This is a genomic window from Luteibacter sp. 9135, from assembly GCF_000745005.1.
Classification (GTDB): Bacteria; Pseudomonadota; Gammaproteobacteria; order Xanthomonadales; family Rhodanobacteraceae; genus Luteibacter.
The window spans coordinates 3,891,708-3,910,891 of sequence record NZ_JQNB01000001.1; the positions used below are offsets into that span (position 1 = coordinate 3,891,708).

General features: G+C 66.4%; 14 protein-coding genes and 1 pseudogene. 3 read left to right on the plus strand and 12 right to left on the minus strand.

Annotation, left to right across the window (positions count from 1 at the left end; translation table 11 throughout):
- Nucleotides 1-121: 121 nt before the first annotated feature.
- Complete coding sequence (locus FA89_RS16345; RefSeq protein ID WP_036142277.1) at nucleotides 122-1,114, plus strand: hypothetical protein; 993 nt, start codon at nucleotides 122-124, stop codon at nucleotides 1,112-1,114.
- 121 nt (nucleotides 1,115-1,235) lie between these two features.
- On the opposite strand, the gene FA89_RS16350 is transcribed toward FA89_RS16345, so the two are convergent.
- Nucleotides 1,236-2,936 carry a methyl-accepting chemotaxis protein gene (locus FA89_RS16350; protein WP_051938885.1) on the minus strand — a complete coding sequence of 567 codons (1,701 nt, stop codon included), beginning with the start codon at nucleotides 2,934-2,936 and terminating at the stop codon, nucleotides 1,236-1,238.
- Nucleotides 2,937-3,259: 323 nt separating this feature from the next.
- Between FA89_RS16350 and FA89_RS16355 the strand changes: the two genes are divergently transcribed.
- Nucleotides 3,260-4,462, plus strand: coding sequence for an MFS transporter (locus tag FA89_RS16355; RefSeq protein ID WP_036142279.1), 1,203 nt, complete (start codon nucleotides 3,260-3,262; stop codon nucleotides 4,460-4,462).
- Nucleotides 4,463-4,464: 2 nt separating this feature from the next.
- Here FA89_RS16355 and FA89_RS20710 read toward each other — a convergent pair.
- The 11 genes and pseudogenes from FA89_RS20710 to FA89_RS16405 all read right to left on the minus strand — a co-directional run bounded on the left by FA89_RS20710 (nucleotide 4,465) and on the right by FA89_RS16405 (nucleotide 18,479).
- Nucleotides 4,465-6,066 (minus strand): annotated as a pseudogene (locus FA89_RS20710) (carboxylesterase/lipase family protein).
- 33 nt (nucleotides 6,067-6,099) lie between these two features.
- Complete coding sequence (locus FA89_RS16365; RefSeq protein ID WP_036142281.1) at nucleotides 6,100-7,155, minus strand: cytochrome P450; 1,056 nt, start codon at nucleotides 7,153-7,155, stop codon at nucleotides 6,100-6,102.
- Between the two features lie 113 nt (nucleotides 7,156-7,268).
- Complete coding sequence (locus FA89_RS20985) at nucleotides 7,269-7,349, minus strand: tryptorubin family RiPP precursor (RefSeq protein WP_369931351.1); 81 nt, start codon at nucleotides 7,347-7,349, stop codon at nucleotides 7,269-7,271.
- Nucleotides 7,350-7,544: 195 nt separating this feature from the next.
- Nucleotides 7,545-7,979 carry a pyridoxamine 5'-phosphate oxidase family protein gene (locus FA89_RS16370; protein WP_036142283.1) on the minus strand — a complete coding sequence of 145 codons (435 nt, stop codon included), beginning with the start codon at nucleotides 7,977-7,979 and terminating at the stop codon, nucleotides 7,545-7,547.
- A 68-nt stretch (nucleotides 7,980-8,047) separates the two neighbouring features.
- Nucleotides 8,048-8,926, minus strand: a complete 879-nt coding sequence (locus FA89_RS16375) for a hypothetical protein (protein WP_036142284.1) — start codon at nucleotides 8,924-8,926, stop codon at nucleotides 8,048-8,050.
- Complete coding sequence (locus FA89_RS16380) at nucleotides 8,923-10,302, minus strand: M48 family metallopeptidase (protein ID WP_036142285.1); 1,380 nt, start codon at nucleotides 10,300-10,302, stop codon at nucleotides 8,923-8,925. The genes FA89_RS16375 and FA89_RS16380 overlap by 4 nt, the downstream gene beginning before the upstream one ends.
- A gap of 2 nt (nucleotides 10,303-10,304) precedes the next feature.
- On the minus strand, nucleotides 10,305-11,156 hold the full coding sequence (locus FA89_RS16385) for a hypothetical protein (protein WP_036142287.1): 852 nt from the start codon (nucleotides 11,154-11,156) through the stop codon (nucleotides 10,305-10,307).
- A 114-nt stretch (nucleotides 11,157-11,270) separates the two neighbouring features.
- Nucleotides 11,271-12,842, minus strand: coding sequence for a methyl-accepting chemotaxis protein (locus FA89_RS16390; protein WP_051938888.1), 1,572 nt, complete (start codon nucleotides 12,840-12,842; stop codon nucleotides 11,271-11,273).
- A 104-nt stretch (nucleotides 12,843-12,946) separates the two neighbouring features.
- The gene (locus FA89_RS16395; protein WP_051938889.1) at nucleotides 12,947-15,019 is read right to left on the minus strand and encodes a hybrid sensor histidine kinase/response regulator; all 2,073 of its coding nucleotides are present in this window, start codon (nucleotides 15,017-15,019) and stop codon (nucleotides 12,947-12,949) included.
- Complete coding sequence (locus FA89_RS16400; protein ID WP_036142290.1) at nucleotides 15,006-16,502, minus strand: ATPase domain-containing protein; 1,497 nt, start codon at nucleotides 16,500-16,502, stop codon at nucleotides 15,006-15,008. Before FA89_RS16400 ends, FA89_RS16395 begins: the two co-directional genes overlap by 14 nt.
- Nucleotides 16,503-16,649: 147 nt before the next feature.
- Nucleotides 16,650-18,479, minus strand: a complete 1,830-nt coding sequence (locus tag FA89_RS16405; protein ID WP_185754435.1) for a putative bifunctional diguanylate cyclase/phosphodiesterase — start codon at nucleotides 18,477-18,479, stop codon at nucleotides 16,650-16,652.
- A 314-nt stretch (nucleotides 18,480-18,793) separates the two neighbouring features.
- Between FA89_RS16405 and FA89_RS16410 the strand changes: the two genes are divergently transcribed.
- Nucleotides 18,794-19,168 (plus strand): response regulator, encoded by a 375-nt coding sequence (locus tag FA89_RS16410; protein WP_036142292.1) that lies wholly within the window; start codon nucleotides 18,794-18,796, stop codon nucleotides 19,166-19,168.
- Nucleotides 19,169-19,184 lie beyond the last annotated feature (16 nt).

The window sequence follows — 19,184 nt, forward strand, 5'->3', positions numbered from 1 at the left end:
TGTCGTGGCGGCGGAACGAACGTAGGAGTACGGCCCATTCCTTTCGGCCACCTTACGGCGCCGAGCATGGCACGAAACGTGAATCCCGGATCACCACCCCCGTGACTGAAAGGATCGTTGCATGCTTCCCAGGAAACGCTCACTCAGCGACGAAGGCGTCGTCGTCAAGCGCGTCAAGCGCGAGGCCACGCCGTTGACCGGCGATGCCTTCGTGACCGGCATCGGCAATATCGATGCACAGACCTCGCCAGGCGTGTTTACCCAGGTAAGCCTGCCCACGACCTACAGCAACCCCAAAAACCCTGCCTCGCCCGGGTCGTATGCGTTGAAACTGACGGCGAACTTCACCGCCAAGGATCACATCGCGCCCACCGGCATGGCTTGGACGCAAGGCTGGATGGATATGGGCGGCATCACCTCGTACGAAAAGATATTGCCCGACGATTTCAGCCTGTCCCATGCCACTATCGAAAGCCGCGTGATGAAAAGCCTGGCGATGGGACCCTTGTATACGCCGAAGACCTTTCACAACGACGATGTGACGACGAAGGCTGCGGCAAAGAGCATGTTGTCGCTGATGGGCCGCCCTGCGATGCAGTCGTATGTGGAAGACATCACCGGCCGAACGTCGTTGAACATCCATGACGTCGGCTCGGGTATGCGCGCGGAGATGCTCGCCGCAAAACTGAAAATGAGAACCAGGAACAAGGCCTCCGTAACCGGTTTCAAGTCCACGATGCTGGACAGCTTTCCCCAGCTGCTGACGGGCACATCGTTGCCCGAGCCAGGTGGTGCTGCCCACTATGCCTCGATCATCGACGACCAGATCGCCAAGAAGAAAAAATCACCCGTCCAGAAGGATCTGGCCGGACGAGTCACCACATCACACGAAAAGCTGGACAAGGCCATCGGAAAGCGCTTCGACTTCAAGCTCAAAAGCATTGGCGAAAAGACGCTGACCAGGAAGACCGCCGGCAAATGGTGGAGGGAAAACGTCCCCATGGGAGAAAAGGCCGCCGAGCTCAAACCCAAACAGATGGCGAAGCTTAGAAACGCGTACTACGACAACAAGTACGCCAAGCACGACATCACCCGTTTCTCCTTCAAGAAATGAGCTTGCCGTGAAGTTCGCTACCCAGCCGTGTGGTTTTTTACACGGCGGGCATGACTGAGCCACAGGCACGTCTGAGCGACGCGCCTGTAGCTCCTTGAGGGAACGTAACCGGGCCGTTGCCTCAGAACTCGCGCCACTGCCCGGAAGCAAGCGCGGGCTGGGCGACCGCTACCAGCGCGGCTTCCCGGGCGGTGCTTGCCACGGGTGCCTTGACCGGCCGGGCCGTCGTCACCGCCGCGGGGGCGGTGCTCTGAACCGTAGCGGCATCCGCCAGCTTGAAGAAGGATACCTGGCGCGTCAATTCCTGCGCCAGTTCCAGCGCCTGCCGGCTGGCGGCACTGGCTTCCTCGACCAGGGCGGCATTCTGCTGGGTCACGTCGTCGAGGGACGCCACGGCGACATTGACCTGTTCCACGCCGGCCGACTGCTCCTGCGAGGCGGAGGATATCTCATTGATGATGTCGGCGACCTTGGTCGCGCTGCTGCCGATCTCCACCAGCGCCTTGCCGGTACGGTTCACCAGGTCGGAGCCCGTGCTCACACGCTCCACCGTGGTGCCGATCAAGGTCTTGATGTCCTTGGCGGCCGACGCGCTGCGCTGGGCAAGGTTGCGCACTTCCGCGGCCACGACCGCGAAGCCGCGCCCCTGTTCGCCGGCACGCGCCGCTTCCACGGCCGCGTTCAGCGCCAGGAGGTTGGTCTGGAAGGCGATTTCGTCGATCAGCACCGCGATCTCGCCGATGTTCCGGCTGGCCTCGGTGATCTGCTTCATCGCTTCCACGGCTTCCTCGGCCACCGCGCCGCCGCTCTTGGCTTCGCTGCGCAGGCCCTGGGAAATCTGCCGGGCGAGCGCGGCGCCCTCCGCGTTCTGCTTCACCGTGGAGGACATCTCCTCCATCGACGCGGCCGTTTCCTCGAGCGAGGACGCCTGCTCCTGGGTGCGGTTGGACAGGTCGTCGTTGCCGGCCGAGATGTCACGCGCCGCGTGTTCGACCTGCAGGGCATTCTCACGCACGGAACCCACGATGCGCGCCAGGTTCTCGTCCATGGTGTGCAAGGCGTTGAGCATGCGGCCCAGGTCGTCGCTGCGGGTGACTGCGAAGGACTCGCCCAGGTGGCCTTCCGCGATGCGCGTCGTGACCGAGGAAGCGCTTTCCAGCGGGGTAAGAATGCTACGCACCAGTACGGTGGCGACACCGATGATGGCCAGGATGGCGAGCAGGCCGCCGCCCAGCAGGATCACGTTGGTACGCGCACGCGTCGCCGTCGCTTCGGCCGAACGCTGTTCCAGGAGCGCCGTCTCGGCACCCACGAACTTGCCCAGCAAGTCGCGCATCTCGTCCATGTGCGCCTTGCCCTTGCCCTGACGCTCGAAGGCGAGCGCTTCCGGGCTGGACCCGCCCGACGCGGCCTGCTGCTTCTGCAGGGCGATCACCGGGTCGATGGCGCCCGAAATCCACGCGCGATAGCCCGTGTCCAGGTCGGTGAGACGGCGCTGCTGCTCCGCATTGTCGACGGTAAGGCTGCGAAGCTGGCCGAACGCGTCCGCGTAGGCCGCCTGGCCGTTTCGCAGCGGCTCCAGTGAAGCATCCTTGCCGGTGACGAGGAAACCCCGTTCGCCGGTCTCGATGTTGACCAGTGCGTTGAGCAGCGAGCCCTCGACACGCAGCACCTGGTTGGTGTGCAGGTCCATGCGTGTGCTCTGGGCCATGGCCTGGAGCGCGCCGTAGACGATACCGACAAGCACGATCACCACGAGGGCGATCGATGCAAAGCCGCCAAAGATCAGCTTGTTTCGTGATGCGAGTTTGATGAGTTGCATGGTGCCCCCCTGGGCAGACTGAGCGCGGGCCATGGAACTGGCCGAAATGCCGACAAGCGTGGACTTGCGTGAGCTGAATCGTGCCCGGCCTTTTCAGACGCCCACCGGCCGTATGAACCTTATCGGCAAAATTCACCGAACCTTGACGCTAAATACGCATAACCGGCAAAAAAGCCATTTGCGGTTGCCGAGTAAGTCGGCTCAGCCAAGCGCATTAAATTGCGCCTGCGACACTTGCCAAGGGTGGGTTGCGGTTGCCGCCCGGCCTGGCCGGGATCGCCCATCGCCTTGTCGACGATTTGGCGACCTGGGTACCATGCGGGATGCCTGCCTCCACCGACCTTGCCCCGACGACGCATGCATCGGGCACACCGGCCGACACACGCCCGCGCAGCCTCGTGGCGGCCTGTCTCGCGCACGCGCTGCACGACGGCTACACCGATGGCCTCTATGCGTTTCTCCCCGTCTGGCAGGCCCAGTTCGGACTGTCGTATGCCGCCCTGGCCCTCCTCCGTGCGCTTTACTACGCCACCATGGGTGGCCTGCAGATGCCGGCCGACCGCCTTCTGCGGACGGTTTCCCCACGGGCGGCGCTGGTGCTGGCCACGGTACTTGCCGCCATCGGGATGGCGGTGATGGCGTCGCCGACGGGCTTCGCCGGGCTTTGTCTCGGGCTGGTCATCGCCGGCATCGGCTCCAGCATCCAGCACCCACGGGCGTCCACGCTGATCACTGACGCCTATGGCGCGGGATCGCGCAGGCCGCTGGGGATCTACAACTTCTCCGGCGACCTGGGCAAGGCCATCCTGCCGGCCATCGTCGCGCTGCTGATTCCCCTGCTGGCGTGGCGCCCCGTGCTCGTCCTGATGGCGATCCTCGGCGCAGGCGTCTCGATGGCGTTGTTTGCGTTGGCCCCTTCCATGCGAGCGGGCGGGCACAGCACATCCGCCGCGCGGCACGGCGAACGTCGTAACGGCTTTGGCGTGCTGATAGCGATCGGCGTCCTGGATACCGCGACCCGCATGGGCTACCTGCTCTTCCTGCCGTTCCTCGTCCACGGGAAAGGCGGCGATTCCCCGATGGTCGGCCTGTGTCTCGCGCTGGTTTTCATCGGTGGTGCGCTCGGCAAGGCCACGTGCGGCTGGCTGGGCGACCGCGTGGGCGTGGTCGGCACGGTCATGCTGACGGAAGCGGCGACCGCCGGTTTCATCGTGGCGACGCTGGTCACGCCGCTGTGGGCCACCCTCGTGCTGCTGCCGTTGCTCGGCATCGTGCTGAACGGCACCTCTTCCGTACTCTACGGCACGGTGCCGGAGCTATCCGACGGCGATACCGGTCGGGCCTTCGCCCTCTTCTACACCGGCGTCATCGGCTCGGGCGGCATCGCGCCCATCCTCTACGGCCTCATCGCCGACCACAGCAGCCGCGTCGTCGGCATGATCGCCGCGGCAGGCACCGCCTTGGTCATCCTGCCGCTGGTACGGCGCTTGCGCCCCCACCTCGTGACGCCGATCGGCCGCGCCTGACGCTACAGGCCCATCGTGTCCCAGAACGCGCAACCCACCCGCGGCACGCCCTCGTCCACCGGGGTTCGCGACGGCCCGTAGAGCACGTTGGCCGGGGCGCCCTCCGGCGTGCCGGCCAGGCGGCCGGTGCGCGCGAAGGTGGCCCAGTCCCTCTGCATGCGGTCGGACAACGCCTGCTGCGCCGGGCTGAAGCGGGCGGGGTCCGCCAGCGCCCAGCGTGTCTGGAACAGGTACACGATCTCGGACGCATGGTACGCGCCCAGGTCGGCCTTGCGCGAGAGCGCGAACGGCGCCTGCGGGTCCGTGAACGCGTAACGCCAGGTCGGCGTGGCGCGGGCCAGCATGGTCGACAGCGACAGCGTCGGGCAGGCGAAGACACCGTCGGTCACCGCCGCCGCATACGCGTCACGCAACGAAGGATACCGCGCGGCCGGATAGGCCCCCGCCACCGCGTCGGCGTGAGCGCCGAACGTGCTGGCCATGCGTGCGTCGTAATCGCGCCGGTCGTCGAGCTGGCCCAGCTTGCCGAGCAGGAAACCGAAGAGCCGCCCCTCGTCGGCGTTGTTGCCGATGAGCACCGGCACGTGGGCGAAGTGGCCGCGGGCGAACGCCTCGCGCGGCGCCTCCGGAAGCACGCTGTCGCCGGCGATGAAGTTCCATGCATGCGGTCCCAGCACGCCGCGCGAGGGGGCCAGCGCGGCATTTACGCCGCGCGGTGACAGGCGCCGCAGGCAGGCCACCACATCTGCTCCCGTGCAGCCGAGGGCGGCCGCGTAGCGAACGCCGCCCGCGTCGGCGTCGGCCACCGGCACGGTCGACTCGTTCAGCGTGCAGGGGCCGCTTTGCATGATCGCACGCTGGAACAGGCCCCGTGCACCCGGTGCCACCAGCTGCGCGCAGACGCTCCACGCCCCGGCGGATTAGCCGAACAGGGTGACGTTGCCGGGATCGCCGCCGAACCGGGCGATGTTGTCGCGCACCCAGCGCAACGCGGCCTGCTGATCGAGCAACCCGAGGTTGGCCGCGCCGCCGGCTTCGGCACGCAACGCCGGATGGGCCAGGAAGCCCAGGGACGCCAGGCGGTAGTTCACCGCCACGGTGACGACATCCTGCCGGCGTGCCAGCACGCTGGGATCGTATTGACGGTTGGCACCCAGCACCAGCGCACCGCCATAGATCCACACCATCACCGGCTTGCGATCGCCGGGCTTCGCGGTCGGCGGCGTATAGACATTGAGGTTGAGGCAATCCTCGTCGCCGATCACCAGCCAGTGGCTCGGTTTGCCGGTCTGTGCCCCGGGACTGAGATTCTGTACGCACTGGTGGCCAAGCGCCGCGGCATCGCGCGGCGCGTGCCACGGCACCGCAGGCAACGGCTCACGCCAACGCAGGGCCCCGACGGGCGCACGCGCATAGGGGATGCCGAGATAGGCCTGCCCCTCTGCCGAGGTCACGCCAATCACGGGCCCGCTCGCCGTCATCACCGTCGCTGCGGCATGCCGGTCCGCACGGGTGATATGCGTTGCCGCACCCGGCGGCGCACGGCAGCCGGCAACGGCGAACATCACCAACAGCGGAAGAAGCCATGAACCGGGACGTGGCATCGCGGTACGTTCCTAAAAACGAAGGGCGCGAAGCTATACGCGACGGCCCGGCGACGCGATGTGAACGATCTTCACCCCGTCCACGCCTAGCAAGCCGGCGAGCGGCACCTTCGCCGCGGTCTGCCGAGGGCTCACGCCCAGCCCGTTGTTGCGCAGCATGTCGAGCAACCGCTCCGCCAGCGGCATCACCATGTGCCGTCCCCAGCAGCGCTCCGAGGCATGCCCGAACGGCAGGTAGCCCGGATGGTTGTCGGGGTCGAGGTCGTTCCACCGCTCGGGACGGAAAACGTCCGGATCGTCCCAGAGGGCGGGATCGCGATGGCTCAGCAGTGGCAAGACCAGCACGTCGTCCTTCTCGCCGATGCGGGGGTCCAGAGCCGCGTATTCCAGTGAAGCGTTGCGCAGGATGTTCCACGACGGCGGGAGCAATCGCATGGACTCGTGGATAATATTCACGTTCGAATCGCCATCGTCGAACGGCGCGCCGAGCCACATCGCATTGGCGACCAGCGTCGAGATGGTGAAGCAGACCGGCGCGACGGTGCGCCGGTAAAGCCCCATGGCATAGCGCCGGTCGTGATACGTAGACGCCTGCGCGGTCAGCGCGGCGATCGCTGAGGCATCGGGGCCCAGCTTGAGCGACGACAGCGCACCCGTGACGATGACCGCCCACGTCAGCTTCGGCGTGAGCTCCAGCACGCGGTCCATGAGGAAGCGCAAGCGAAGCGGATCGTGACCCAGCAGCATGTCGCGCAGGTAGACATGGCCGACGCCCGGCCACTCGCCGGTGAAGTCCACGCCGGTCGGTACGGGCTCTTTCAGGGCCAGGCGGACGTCGCGACCCACGGCCTGCATCAGCCTGGCCGCGTCGGTGCGGGGGATGGAGCGGCCGTGCAACGGCTTGAAGGTGGGTCGCTCGAACTCGGTGGCATAGCGCGCGGCGAGCACGCGGTCCATGATCCCGGGCCCGGCGACGCCGACGGTGGTCGCGTCCAGCCGGAACACATCGCTGCCGCCATGCTCCCGCAACAAGGCTTGCAGCCTCGGTGCGAAGACGGTCGTCCTGGCATGCTTGCCGATAGCGTGCATACGTCTCCCTACGTCTGGCAAGGAGGGACCGCACCGTTTGCCCATGAAACCCCGGCGCCTGGTGCGGTCCCGATCGTCGGCTGCGTTCCGCTAGCGGAACGTGGAGGGGACGGTCAGTACCAGATGTACCAGGCGTACGACTTCAGGCTTTTGTTCGGCGTAAGCATGTTCTTGAGCGCGAAAAGAGCTTTCATGGGTATCACCTCCGGTCGTTCGGGACCCGTGTGGCGCCATCGAAGGCATGCGGACTCGACCGACCCCGCAACACCGTCCCGTTTCCATACTAGCCTTGCCGTCCGCAGAGTGCGGGCGGCAAAGTGTATGGACGTCCGAAGTGTGACCCGGTTCGCAGAAGCGTCAGCTGTGCCGCAAACCGGGTTCGTGTGTTCTTACGGAAGGATCTCGCCTTCGTCTTCTCCGTTCCACCACGTGATGCGGATAGCGTGCACCTTCAACAGCACGATGCCCGGCGTGTCCACGCCCTGCTCGAACCAGCGTTCCAGCTTGTCCTGCCAGTGCTGCTGGAGCACCGACTTCTCACGGATCACCTGTGCCCTGCCCTCGACCGCGACGAACAGCGGCGGCTTGCCGAGCAGCGACTTGGAGCCGGTGAACGACAGCGCGACATGGTCATTGGCTTCGATCTCGCGAACCACATGGGTGTCTTCATAGGCGAAGAACCAGCTGTCACCGTCGTACTCCACGTCACCGTTGTTGCTCATGGGACGGCCGGCGATCTCGCCGGATGAGGTGAAGGTCTGCAACATCGCAAAGTCGATGTCGGCCATCTTCTTGGCAAGCTCGGGAAGCGTCATCGTCGTCATGGTCGGTCTCCTGGTGAGGCTGGCAGACTGCGTCACCCCACCGGAGGGGAACGTGAAGGATGTGCGGTTTACGGCTCGACCAACGCGGTCGATCCGTAGGCCCGGTTCATGGCCTCCTGGAACGCGTTCATCTGCTCGTTCACTTCCTTGGAAAGCGATCCCTTCTGCATGATTTCGACGGATGCATGCGAGTACGCCATGCTCAGCTTGAAGTTCTCCTTCTGCAGGGCTTCCTGCTCGGAGACGTCCTTGGCCTTCAGGTACTTCGCGTAGTTCTCGCGCAGCGGCAGGCTGAGCTGCTGCACTTCCGCGTTGTCGATCGGCGGCAACGTGGCCGGCAGGATCGTCACCTTGCGCACCACCGGCGGGGCATCCTTCTGACGGTTCGCCTCAAAGTCCTTTTTGGCATCGGGGTTCTTCCCGAGGAAGGCGACGATGAAATCCTTGGCGCGAAAAATCTTGTTGTGCACCGTGTTGTTCGAGCCGTTCTCATGTTCCACGACGCTGTCCGGCAGTTCCTCGTCCACGCCGTAGGTCCAGTCCTTGTCGATGAACAGATCGCTGGACTGCCTCATCGTGCCTTCGAACGTCACGCCTTCCAGGACCACCTGGTCCAGCTTGCCCGTGTAACCGGGCGAGGTCGAACCCACCTTCTCGAAGCTCTGGCGATAGATCACGTAATCGCTGAGCGTGGGATTGATGATGCCGCCACGTCCGCGGTAGTACGAGATGAACTTGATGTCGCCCACGACATCGCCCTTCATCGTGTGCTCGCCGGCGTCCAGCGAGAGTTCCTTGTCCTCATGCGGCGCCACCTCGTAGGTCTTGCCGTCGATGGTGAGCGACAACGGCTTGTCGGTCGGGTTGTCGATGGCGTAGTCGGCGCTGCGGCCGCTGCAGCCGGCAAGCAGGGCGATGAGGGCCAGGGGCAGGTAGCGTTTTTTCATGAGGCGGACTCGCTCGTTACAGGGGAATGGGAAGAAGGCATCGCACGGTTCGCGTGTCGCAAGGCTTCGTGCAGTTCGTCGGTCAGCGCCAGGGTCAATGCCTGCCAGGGCAGGATGCCGTGGCACGTCTGGGGGGCGACCGAGGACGGCGATCGCCCGGCCGACGCCTGCCGCACGGCAGCGTCGAGGGACACGCCGAGTGCATCGAGTCGCTCGGGAAGCGCCGGGTGCGCATCGAACGGATGGGCCATGCGCTCATCGCCCAGGTCGGTCAGCGGCGTGTCCTGGATGCTGAGGCGAAGCTGCTCGACGATGTCCTCGCCCGCCTGGCCGGAGGGCTCGATCGCGGCCAGCAACGCATGCAAGCGCGTTTCCAGCAGGATCGCGCGCGTGAGGCCGACGGCAAAGGCCGGCGCGCCGACCAGCGCCGCACCGGCCTTGTCCGCCTCGTGCTCCCTCACCCGGCTCCAGTGACGCTCGACGGCGCGGAACCGATACAGCGCATACATGGCCACCATGCGTCCGGGCCTGAGGAACACCTTGCCGATCCAGTTATCGTGCTCGTACTCGGCCAACGACATTATTCGTCGCTCGAATCCGTGGTAGATCGGTGCGAAGCGCTCGCTGTAGGCCAGGTCCTGGCCGCTGAAGTGCGCCATCTCGTGGGCGACGATGCCGCGCAGTTCGTCGGCAGCCAGCCAAGGCAGATGAGCCGCGCACAGATAGAGCGTGTGTCCGTGCAACTCGCCCGCGTGCGTGGCGCGGATGGTTCCCGAGGTTACGAAGAAGCCATCCAGCAATCCGACGGCGATGTGATCCAGGCGAGAAGCGGCCAGCGTGGCGGCCACGTCGTCGGTCATGGCCCAGAGCGCGGGCGCATCCTCACGCGTGAGGCTGCGAGCGAGCAGGTGCATGGGCTGCGGCGCGAAGGGCAGCGCTTCCGCGCGGGCACTGGACACCGCGACCCAGATCATGAGGGCGGTGAACACGGAGAACATCGTAATGATGACGCCGAAGCGGATGTCGTGGCTGACGAATCCCCAGATCAGCATCGAACAGCTTCCCGCGGCGAATCCCGAGCCCACCGCCAGCAGCTGCCAGGTCAGCAACCGGGGAAGGCGAGCGTGCCACTGGGCGAACGCATGCACCAGGATGTCGCGGGACTGCATGCCCTTCGTCGCCAGGCGGTGGGTCATGACGATACCCACCGTGCCCAGCACCGCACCGAGGAACGCCAGCGCCATGCACGCCAGCGAGGCCACGCCCGCCGGCGGGAAACGCAGCAGAAGCCCATATTGGGCAAGCCCGGCAAGGCACAACAGGAGGGGAACGCCCACCACGGCATGCCAGGGCGCGCGCAGCACCGGATGCGACATCGTCAGTGCGCCATGAGGCCCTGGTAAGCAGGGGTGCGTCGATCAATCAGCTCCGCCAGCACGGCCAGGAACAGGTCGGCACTGAACAGGCACAGGTAATCGAAGGCGTGGACCAGCTTGCCCTGCTCGTCGAGGAGCCTGATCGTGCCGTCGGAACCGGCGCCCTCGATGCGATGGATACGCGCGAGGGGAATGCTGGTGCCTTGCACGTCGATACGGGTGGCGCCGATATCCACCGCGTGGGCATCGACTTTCAGCATCCCGCCGATCAGGCGTTTGGTCAGCCGGGTGCTCCGATCGATCGCGTGGAACCGCACGGCCTCGCCCGCATCGATGGCGGCCAGCGCCACCGGCAGACGCGCGACGACCTGGCCTTCGACGATCGCCGCGCGCAAGGCGAACGAATTGCGACGGTTGTCCAGCACGTCGACCCAGGGGTCCTGCGGCGAGCGCCGGAAAGCCAGGGCGTTGATGATACCGCCCGCATAGCCGCCCGTGCGGAACAGGTAAACGTCGGCCATGTCGACGAACGGCACGGACTCGACCAGCGCCGTGCCGCGTCGGTAGACGGCCACGCCGTGCTCGTGCAGGGCCAGTTCCGTCTTCAGCGCCGTCAGCTTCCAGCCCAGCACCATCAGCAACCCGACGACCACCATGCCGACGGACACGCCGATCAGCAACGGCAGCTTCGTCGGATCGACACGCGCGCCGCTCATCAGCGCCAAGGGAATGACCGCGCTGCAAAGCAGGAAGACGATGGCGGCAATCAGCGGAACGATGGCGGTCCGCGATCGGCCATGATGGCTAACCAGCGGTCCGAGGGTCTGCGTGGCCTGTTCGTTTTGTGGCGTCATCTGGCGTCCTTTCCTCGGTACGGCAATCGATCGAGGCGGCACGCTAGCACGGATCGCAAGTTCTTATGCCGGGCCTGTTGCCAAAAACTCATGTAACGCGCGTTACATGACGCATCACGCCGCCTCGTTTTCCAGCACGAAATACGCGACCTCGCGGCGAAGGATGTCCGCACTCTCGCGCATGGCATGACTGGCGGACGTGGCGTGCTCGACCAGGACGGCATTATCGCGCGTGGTCTGTTCGATACCGCGTATGGCGCCGTCGATGCGTGCGATGCCCTCGCTCTGTCCACGCGTCACGTCCATGACGGAGGCGACCAGGCCACTGAGCAACGCCACGCGCTCCGCGATGCCGTGTAGCACCTCGCCCGCGCGATCCACGGAGGCCACGCCCGCCTGCACGGCGTCGTCGCTCGCGGCGATCAGGCCACGGATATCGCCGGCCGCCGATGCGCATCGCTGCGCCAGGGCACGCACCTCTGCGGCGACCACCCCGAAACCGCGCCCGTGCTCGCCGGCCCGCGCAGCCTCCACGGCGGCGTTGAGCGCCAGCATGTTGGTCTGGAACGCGATCTGGTCGACCAGGTCCAGCATCTCGCCCATGCGTTCGCCGGCGCGCTGGATGTCACGCATGTTGCCCACCGCGGCCAGCGCCACGCGATGGCCCTCGTCGGTCATGCTGCGCGCGTCCACCACGGCGCGGTTGGCCGCCGTGGCGTGCTCGATGCCCTGGGTCACCGCTTGCGCCATGTCGGACATGGACGCCGTGGTCAGGTCCACATGGGCCGACTGCGCACGCGTCTGCGCGTTGAGTGCCTCATTGCCGTCGGCGATACCGGAGGCGGCCTGCGCGACATGGCCGGCGCGATCGCGTACCTGGGTCACCACGTTGCCGAGCTGGGCGTCCATGGCCGCGAGCGAGGTCAACAAGGCACCAATCTCGTCGTCCCGGCCCACGTCGATGGGTGTGCCGAGGGTGCCGCCGGCGATCGATGCGGCGACCTCGGCGGCCTGGCCGAGTCGGCGACCCAGCGCGCGGATGATCGCGATATCCATCGCGCTGGCGATCAGCAGCGAGAGGCCCAGCAACATCGCCGAGAACACACCGCCGCGCGCTATATCCGCGTGCTGGGCGGCCGCCGCCGTCTTGCCATTGTCCAGGGCCAGCGCGAAGAGATTCGAGAAGTCGCTTTTCAGGGGGCCGACGGCCGACTGCACATCGTTGGACAACTGCAACTGGGCCAGGTCGAATTGCTCGGCCTTCAGCAGCGCCACCACATCGTCGATCGCCTTGTCGGCCGCCTTGCGATGTTCCGCTGCGAGGGCCACCAGCTTCGCCTGGCTCTTGCCCAGCCCGCTGGCGGTCAGCGACGCCCACTGCCGGTCGATGTCGTGGCGGTTGCTGCCGATGGCGGTCATGGCATCGTCGACCGCCGAGGGCAGCCGCATCAGCGTGGCATGCACCACGGCGTCGAGCAGGTCGTTGTAGTCGTTCTGGATATGGCCGACGTCCGCCACGGGAGCCAGGGTATCGCCGACGACGGACTGCAGACGCGCATCGGCCGTGCGCAACTGCACGCCACCGACGATCCAGAGGGCAAGCAGAAGGAGGATGGTGCCGGCCAGGCGCAGCAACAGACGCGCGCGCAGGGTGAGCGTAGGCAAGCGAAAAGCGGCGGAAGACATGATGCGCTCGACGAATGGGGGGGGGTGCCTGCCTATCGGCACCGAACCCCTGCCCTTGAGCGATTTATCGCATATTAAACTTATATTTCAATGACATATAAGTTTCATGACAGGCCATCGGACGGCGCGTTTCCGCCTTCCGCCAGGATGCGTCCCACGGTCTGGCTGAAGACGTCGACGTTGAACGGCTTGGCGATCATCGTCATGCCGGCCTCGAGGAACTCCGAGCGCACGGCCGCGCCTTCGGCGTAGCCGGTCATGAACAGGATCGGCAACGCGGGCCGCGTCTGCCTCACGATCTCCGCCAGCTGGCGGCCGTTGAGCCCGGGCAGGCCGACGTCGGTGACCAGCAGGTCCACCGGCTGCAGCGAGGCGAGGATGCCGAGCGCGCCATCCGCCGTCTCGGCCGCGTCCACGTGGTAGCCCAGCTCCGTCAGCAGTTCCGAGGTGAGTACGCGGACCTGGGCATCGTCCTCGACCAGCACGATGCGCTGGCCGTGACCACCCACCACCACGCCATCGGCCTCGGCAAGGGGCGCGCCTTCGCCTTCGGCTGCCAGCGGCAGGTAGAGCTCGACCGTGGTGCCCTGCCCCGGCGTCGAGTCGATGCGGATGTGACCCTCGGACTGCTGGATGAAGCCGTAGATCATCGACATGCCCAGCCCGGTGCCCTGCCCCAGCGGCTTGGTGGTGTAGAACGGTTCGAACACGCGTGACAACACGTCGCCATCCATGCCGACGCCCGTATCGCCGACCGACAGGCGGACATACGGACCGCTCGATGCGGCCGCGCCGGACGGTTCCCCCGCCAGGTGCGCCAGCGCGGTGGCGATGCGAAGCTCGCCGCCGTCGGGCATGGCGTCCCGGGCGTTGATCGCGAGGTTGAGCAGCGCGCTTTCCAGCTGGTTGGTATCGACCAGTGCCGATGGCAGCCCCTCGTGGAGGTCGGTACGCAGGCGAACACGCTCGCCCAGCGTCCGCGTCAGCAGGTCTTCCACCGAGCGGACCATGGCGTTGACCTCCACGGCCCGCGGGTCGAGCGACTGGCGCCGCGAGAACGCGAGCAACCGTTGGGTCAGCCCCGCGGCACGCTGGGCCGAGGTGGTGGCCACGCTCATGAACCGGTCGAGGTTGTCGAAGCGCCCCTCGTCGATACGCATGCGCATGAGGTCCATCGCGGCAAGGATACCGGTGAGCATGTTGTTGAAGTCGTGGGCGATGCCCCCGGTCAACTGCCCCACCGCCTCCATCTTCTGCGCCTGGCGCAGTGCCGCCTCGCTGCTTTCGCGGGCGGCCATCTGTTGTTCCAGTTCGGCGGTGCGTTCGGCCACGCGTGCCTCGAGCACGGCGGCCTGCTGCTGGGTCGCCTCCAGAGCTACCTTGCGCACGGTCACATCGGTGGCGAAGACGTGGAAACCGTCGACCGTGCCGTCCGCCGCGAAACGCGGCAGGTAACGAATTTCCGCGTCACGCCGCCGGCCGTCCCGGTGGGGCCAGCTCAACTCCATGCGCACGGGTCGTCCGGACAGGGCCACGCCCATCGCTTCAACGCGTTCGTGCCAGGCCTGCGGCCCCATCACCTCACCGACCTTGCGCCCGATGATGTGGGCGATGGGCATGCCGAACCAGTCTTCGTAGGCCAGGTTGGCGAAGCGATACACCAGCGCGGTGTCGATGAAGGCGATCAGCACCGGCAGCGCGTCGGCGATCAGTCGCAACTCGGCTTCGCTGGCGGCCAGGGCCGCCTGGCTCACTTCCAGGCGGAGCACCTGGTCGCGGATGACGAACTGCTTCTGTCGCGAGCGCTGGCCGGCGGTGACGGCACTGGCCAGCACGGACGCGCTGAGTGGCCGCTCCAGCTCGATGACGTTGAGCACCTCCTCCGGCAACGCGGTGCGCCCGCCCAGGCCGGGCGACCGGGGCGCGCGCAACAGCACGAACGGGATATCCGACCAGGGTTCCTGCCGACGCAGTGCATCGGCCAGCAGGCCACCCGTCGCCCCGATGGCTTCCTCGGTCAGGACGACGACGCCCGTGGTGTCGTCCAGGCGGGCGGCCAGCGCCGCCATCGACCTGAATATCTCGGCGCGGTAACCCAGTTCCTGCACGATGGCGGCGAGGCTGTCCGCATCCCTGCCGTAGGGGGCCAGCAGCAGGACGTTCTTACTGTCCTGCACCGGACTCTTCCAGCAACGGCCCGTTGTTGCCGACAAACTCCGGGGTGCCGGTCAGCACGCCCCTGAATTCATCCAGCGGTGCGCTGAGCCGCAGGCCCGAGCGATCGATGCGCAGCTCGCGAATGGTGTCTTCGTGCGCGCCGCTGCGATTCTTGATCACCGACAGCGCCTTGCGTATCCGGCCCTGCGCCTCGAAGAAACGGAACAGGATCACGGTGTCGGCCATGTAGCTGACGTTGAGGTTGCCGGTGGACATCGTGCCGACCAGGCCATGCTGCGGATTGACCAGGAAGGTGGTGACGCCGCTCTGGTTGAGGAACGACAGCAGCTCATGCATCTGTAACATCAGCTGTTTTTCCTGCGGCATGGACGACAGGTAGCCGTTGAGGCTGTCGATCACCAGCATGCGGCAGTCGTCTTCTTCCACGGCCCGGCGCACCGTCCACGCAAACTCGCCGGGCGAGATCTCCGCCGGGTCCATCTGGCGCAGGTCCAGCAGGCCGCTGGCGATGTGTGGGCGCAGGTCGAAGCCGAGCGCGTCGGCGCGCGTCAGCAACGTACCCGTGCGCTCGTCGAATTCGAAGACGCAACAGTGCTCGCCACGCTGGCACGCGGCGGAGACGTATTGCAGCGCCACGTTGGTCTTGCCGCTGCCGGCGGGGCCGGTCAGCAGCGTGCTGGTGCCACGCAGCGGGCCGCCGCCGAGCAGTTCGTCCAGGCCGGCGACACCGCTGGGCACGGGCTCACCGACGAACGGCGCGTTGTGCTCGGACGCGACCAGGCGCGGATAGATCTCCATGCCGCCGGTGCAGATGGCCAGATCGTGGTAGCCGGCGATGAAATTGACTCCGCGCAGCTTCTGCACCTGCATGCGCCGACGCGCGGCGCCGAAGTCGAGGGTCAGCCGTTCCAGCGATATCACGCCGTGGCAGAGGCTGTGCAGGTGCGCATCCCGTTCACCGCCCTCCCCCGTAAGGTCGTCGACCAGGAACACCGTGATGTTGCGTGGCGCGAAGAACTGCTTGAGGGCCAGCACCTGCCGCCGGTAACGAAGCGGATCCTGGGCCAGAAGGCGCAGTTCGGAAAGCGAATCGAAGACGATGCGGGTGGGCTTGACGCGTTCCACCTCGGCCTGGATCAACCGCACCGTGCCATCGAGCTCCATCTCCCAGGGGTGCAAAATGGATTGCTGACGTCCGTCACCCAGCACCGCCTCGGCGGAGGCAAGCTCGAACAGGTAAAGGGAGTCCAGCGACCAGCCGTGCGACTCGGCCACCTCGTGGAGTTCGTCCGCCGTTTCGGACAGCGTGACGTAAAGGCAGCTCTCGCCCTCGGCCGCGCCCTCGAGCAGGTACTTCAGCGACAGGGTGGTCTTGCCGGAGCCGGGCTGCCCTTCGAGCAGATAGAGGCGATTGGCGGGCAGGCCACCCTTGAGGATGGTGTCCAGGCCGGTCGTACCCGTGGAAATGCGTGTCAGCGCCATGCACAAGAGCCGTATGAGAGTAAGGGCCCGAAAGCGCCCTCAATCCGGCACTCGAAGGTTGCGGCAACCGCGTGCCAGGCACCGGGCGGGTCGCCGGGGGCAGGACCGGCACCTGGCGCAGCGCACACGGTAACCGAATTCCACCCCTTACCGTGTCAACGCGACCTGTGCGTATGCGGCATCGGCAAAGGCCCCCGGCGAGAGCGGCGTGGCGTAGAAGTAACCCTGGGCCCGTGTGCAGCCGAGGGCGAGCAGTCCGGCGTGTTCTTCGTTCGTCTCCACCCCTTCCGCCACGACATCCAGATCCAGCTGGCCGCACAACCGCACGATGCCGCGCAACATGGCCAGCTGCCGGGGGTTGTGCAGGAACCCGCGAATCAGCGACTGATCGAGCTTCAGCGTGTCGAACGGAAGGGTGAAGAGATAGGAGAAATTGCTGTACCCGACGCCGAAGTCGTCGATGGCGATGCGGACACCGGAAGTGCGCAGCACGGCCAGTTGATTGCAGACGGCCTGGCTTCCCTCGAGCCATTCGCCCTCGGTGATCTCGACTTCGAGACGGGACGGTGCCACGCCATGCCGCATACAGCAGGCGAGGATACGCTCCGGTAGGCCGCCATCCACGAAGTCGGCCGCCGTGACGTTGACCGACAGCGTCAGGTCCAGCCCCGACACCAGCCACGCGGCGAGTTGCCGGCAGGCGTGCTCGATCACCCAGTCGGTCAGGGCGCGCATGGTGGAGGTACGGGCCATGATCGGGATGAACTCGCCGGGCGATACGTCACCCAGCTCGGGGTGCTGCCAGCGTACGAGCGCCTCGCCGCCGTAGCATCGCCCGGTGTCCATCTGGACCCGCGGCTGGTAGACGAGGTGGAACTCGCCTCGCTCCAGGCCGGTGGAGGCATCCGCGGCCAGGCGATACTGTCGGCGCATGCGCGCGTCCTTCGCCAGATCGTAGGTGCACCAGGTCGAACGGCCGTCGATGGCATCCTGCGTGGCGGCCAGGGCACGGCGCAGGGCATCCGGGGCGCCGGCTTGGTCGAACGTCACCAGTCCACCGTGACAGATCGGCTGCAACGGCACGCCTTCCGCACTCACGGGGCGGGCCACGTCGGACGACACCGCGTCCAGAAGCGCGGCCACGCCCGCGGCGTCGAGCGGGGGCACCAGGAAGGCGAAACGTGACACGGCGACGTGATAGAACTCCGCATGGGGCCGGACGATGTCGCCCAGACGCAACGCAACCTGGCGGATGACGGCCTCGACCGGGCCCAGGCCGACCGCTTGCGCCAGTTGGTGCGCCAGCGGCAGGTCCATGACGTCCACCATCGCCAGCTGGCGATGGCCTTCAAAGCCACGCGCGGTAATGGCGGCCATGTCCACATAGAACTGCTGGCGATTCAGCAGCCCGGTGACGGGATCGCGCCGCCCCACCATCTGGCGCAGTGCGATCTGGTCGAGCACCAGGGCGGCGAACGAGGCCAGGCGCTGGCGTGCGGCCGCATCGAAACGACGCGGCACCACGTCGAGGGCGCACAGGGTACCCACCGCATGGCCGGAGGAGGTGACCAGGGGCACACCCGCATAGAAACGGAACCCCGGATGGTCGCAGACCAGGCGGTTGTGCATGAACCGCGCATCCTGGCTCAGGTCTTCGACGACGAACACCTCGCGCTGTTCGATCGCCACCGAGCAGATGGAGGCCTCCCGCTCGGTGCCGCCGACATCGATGCCGACCGACGAGACGAAGCGCTGCGCCTCGCGGCCCACGAACGACACCAGCACCGTCGGCATGGCGAAGGCTTCCGCCACCAGGGCCGTGATGCGATCGAGTTCCGGGGTGCTCGGGGCATCCCAGATATTGAGGCTGCGCAAGGCTTCCAGCCGGGCGACTTCATGCGCATCGCCATCGGGCAGGGCCAAGCCGCAGGTCCCGTATGCGGGCCTGCTGGCGAAGACGTCCGAGTGGGATGACATGCTCAGTTCCTTCTTTCCATCGTCATCGAGCATGGCTCATAACGCCATGACAGTGCCCGATTCACGGGGCTCGCTGCCATGGTGTGCTCCAGGGAGGGGGTCTCTCCGTATCGGCCGATCCGGGCCGAACTGAAGCAGCCGGGGCACCATCGGCCTACCGCTGTTCAGGAACGGCCAGGGTCGCGGGCAAGCTTCTTGATCGGCGCCCGCAAGTTCATGCGACCCCGTATGCATGACTCGAAACGACATGTGTCACACACCGCTTCCACACCGCCTCCCCCAAGGTCGAGCCTTCCTACGGCGGACCTGACATCATGCAAAACGATCTATCGGACCGCACCACCTGCCTGCTCGTCGAAGACGACGACTCGGTGGCGGCGGCATACAAGATGGTGCTTGAAGACGCCGGGATGCTGGTCTGCCGGGCGGTCGGATCGGAACCGGAGGCGCTCGACGCCATCCTCGCCGCCCGCCCGGATGTCGCGCTGCTCGACATCGATATCCACGGCGGAGATTCGCTCGGTGTCGCCACCACGTTGATCGCCAAGGACGTCGCCGTGGCGTTCGTCTCGGGCCACGTCCACGCCGATGTACCCCGGCCTTTTTCGTCGCTGCCGTTCCTGCAGAAGCCGGTGTCGCGTCGGGCCCTTTTGGATCTGGTGGAAACGCTGCGGCGGACTCCGACGTAGGAGACGCATCGTCGCC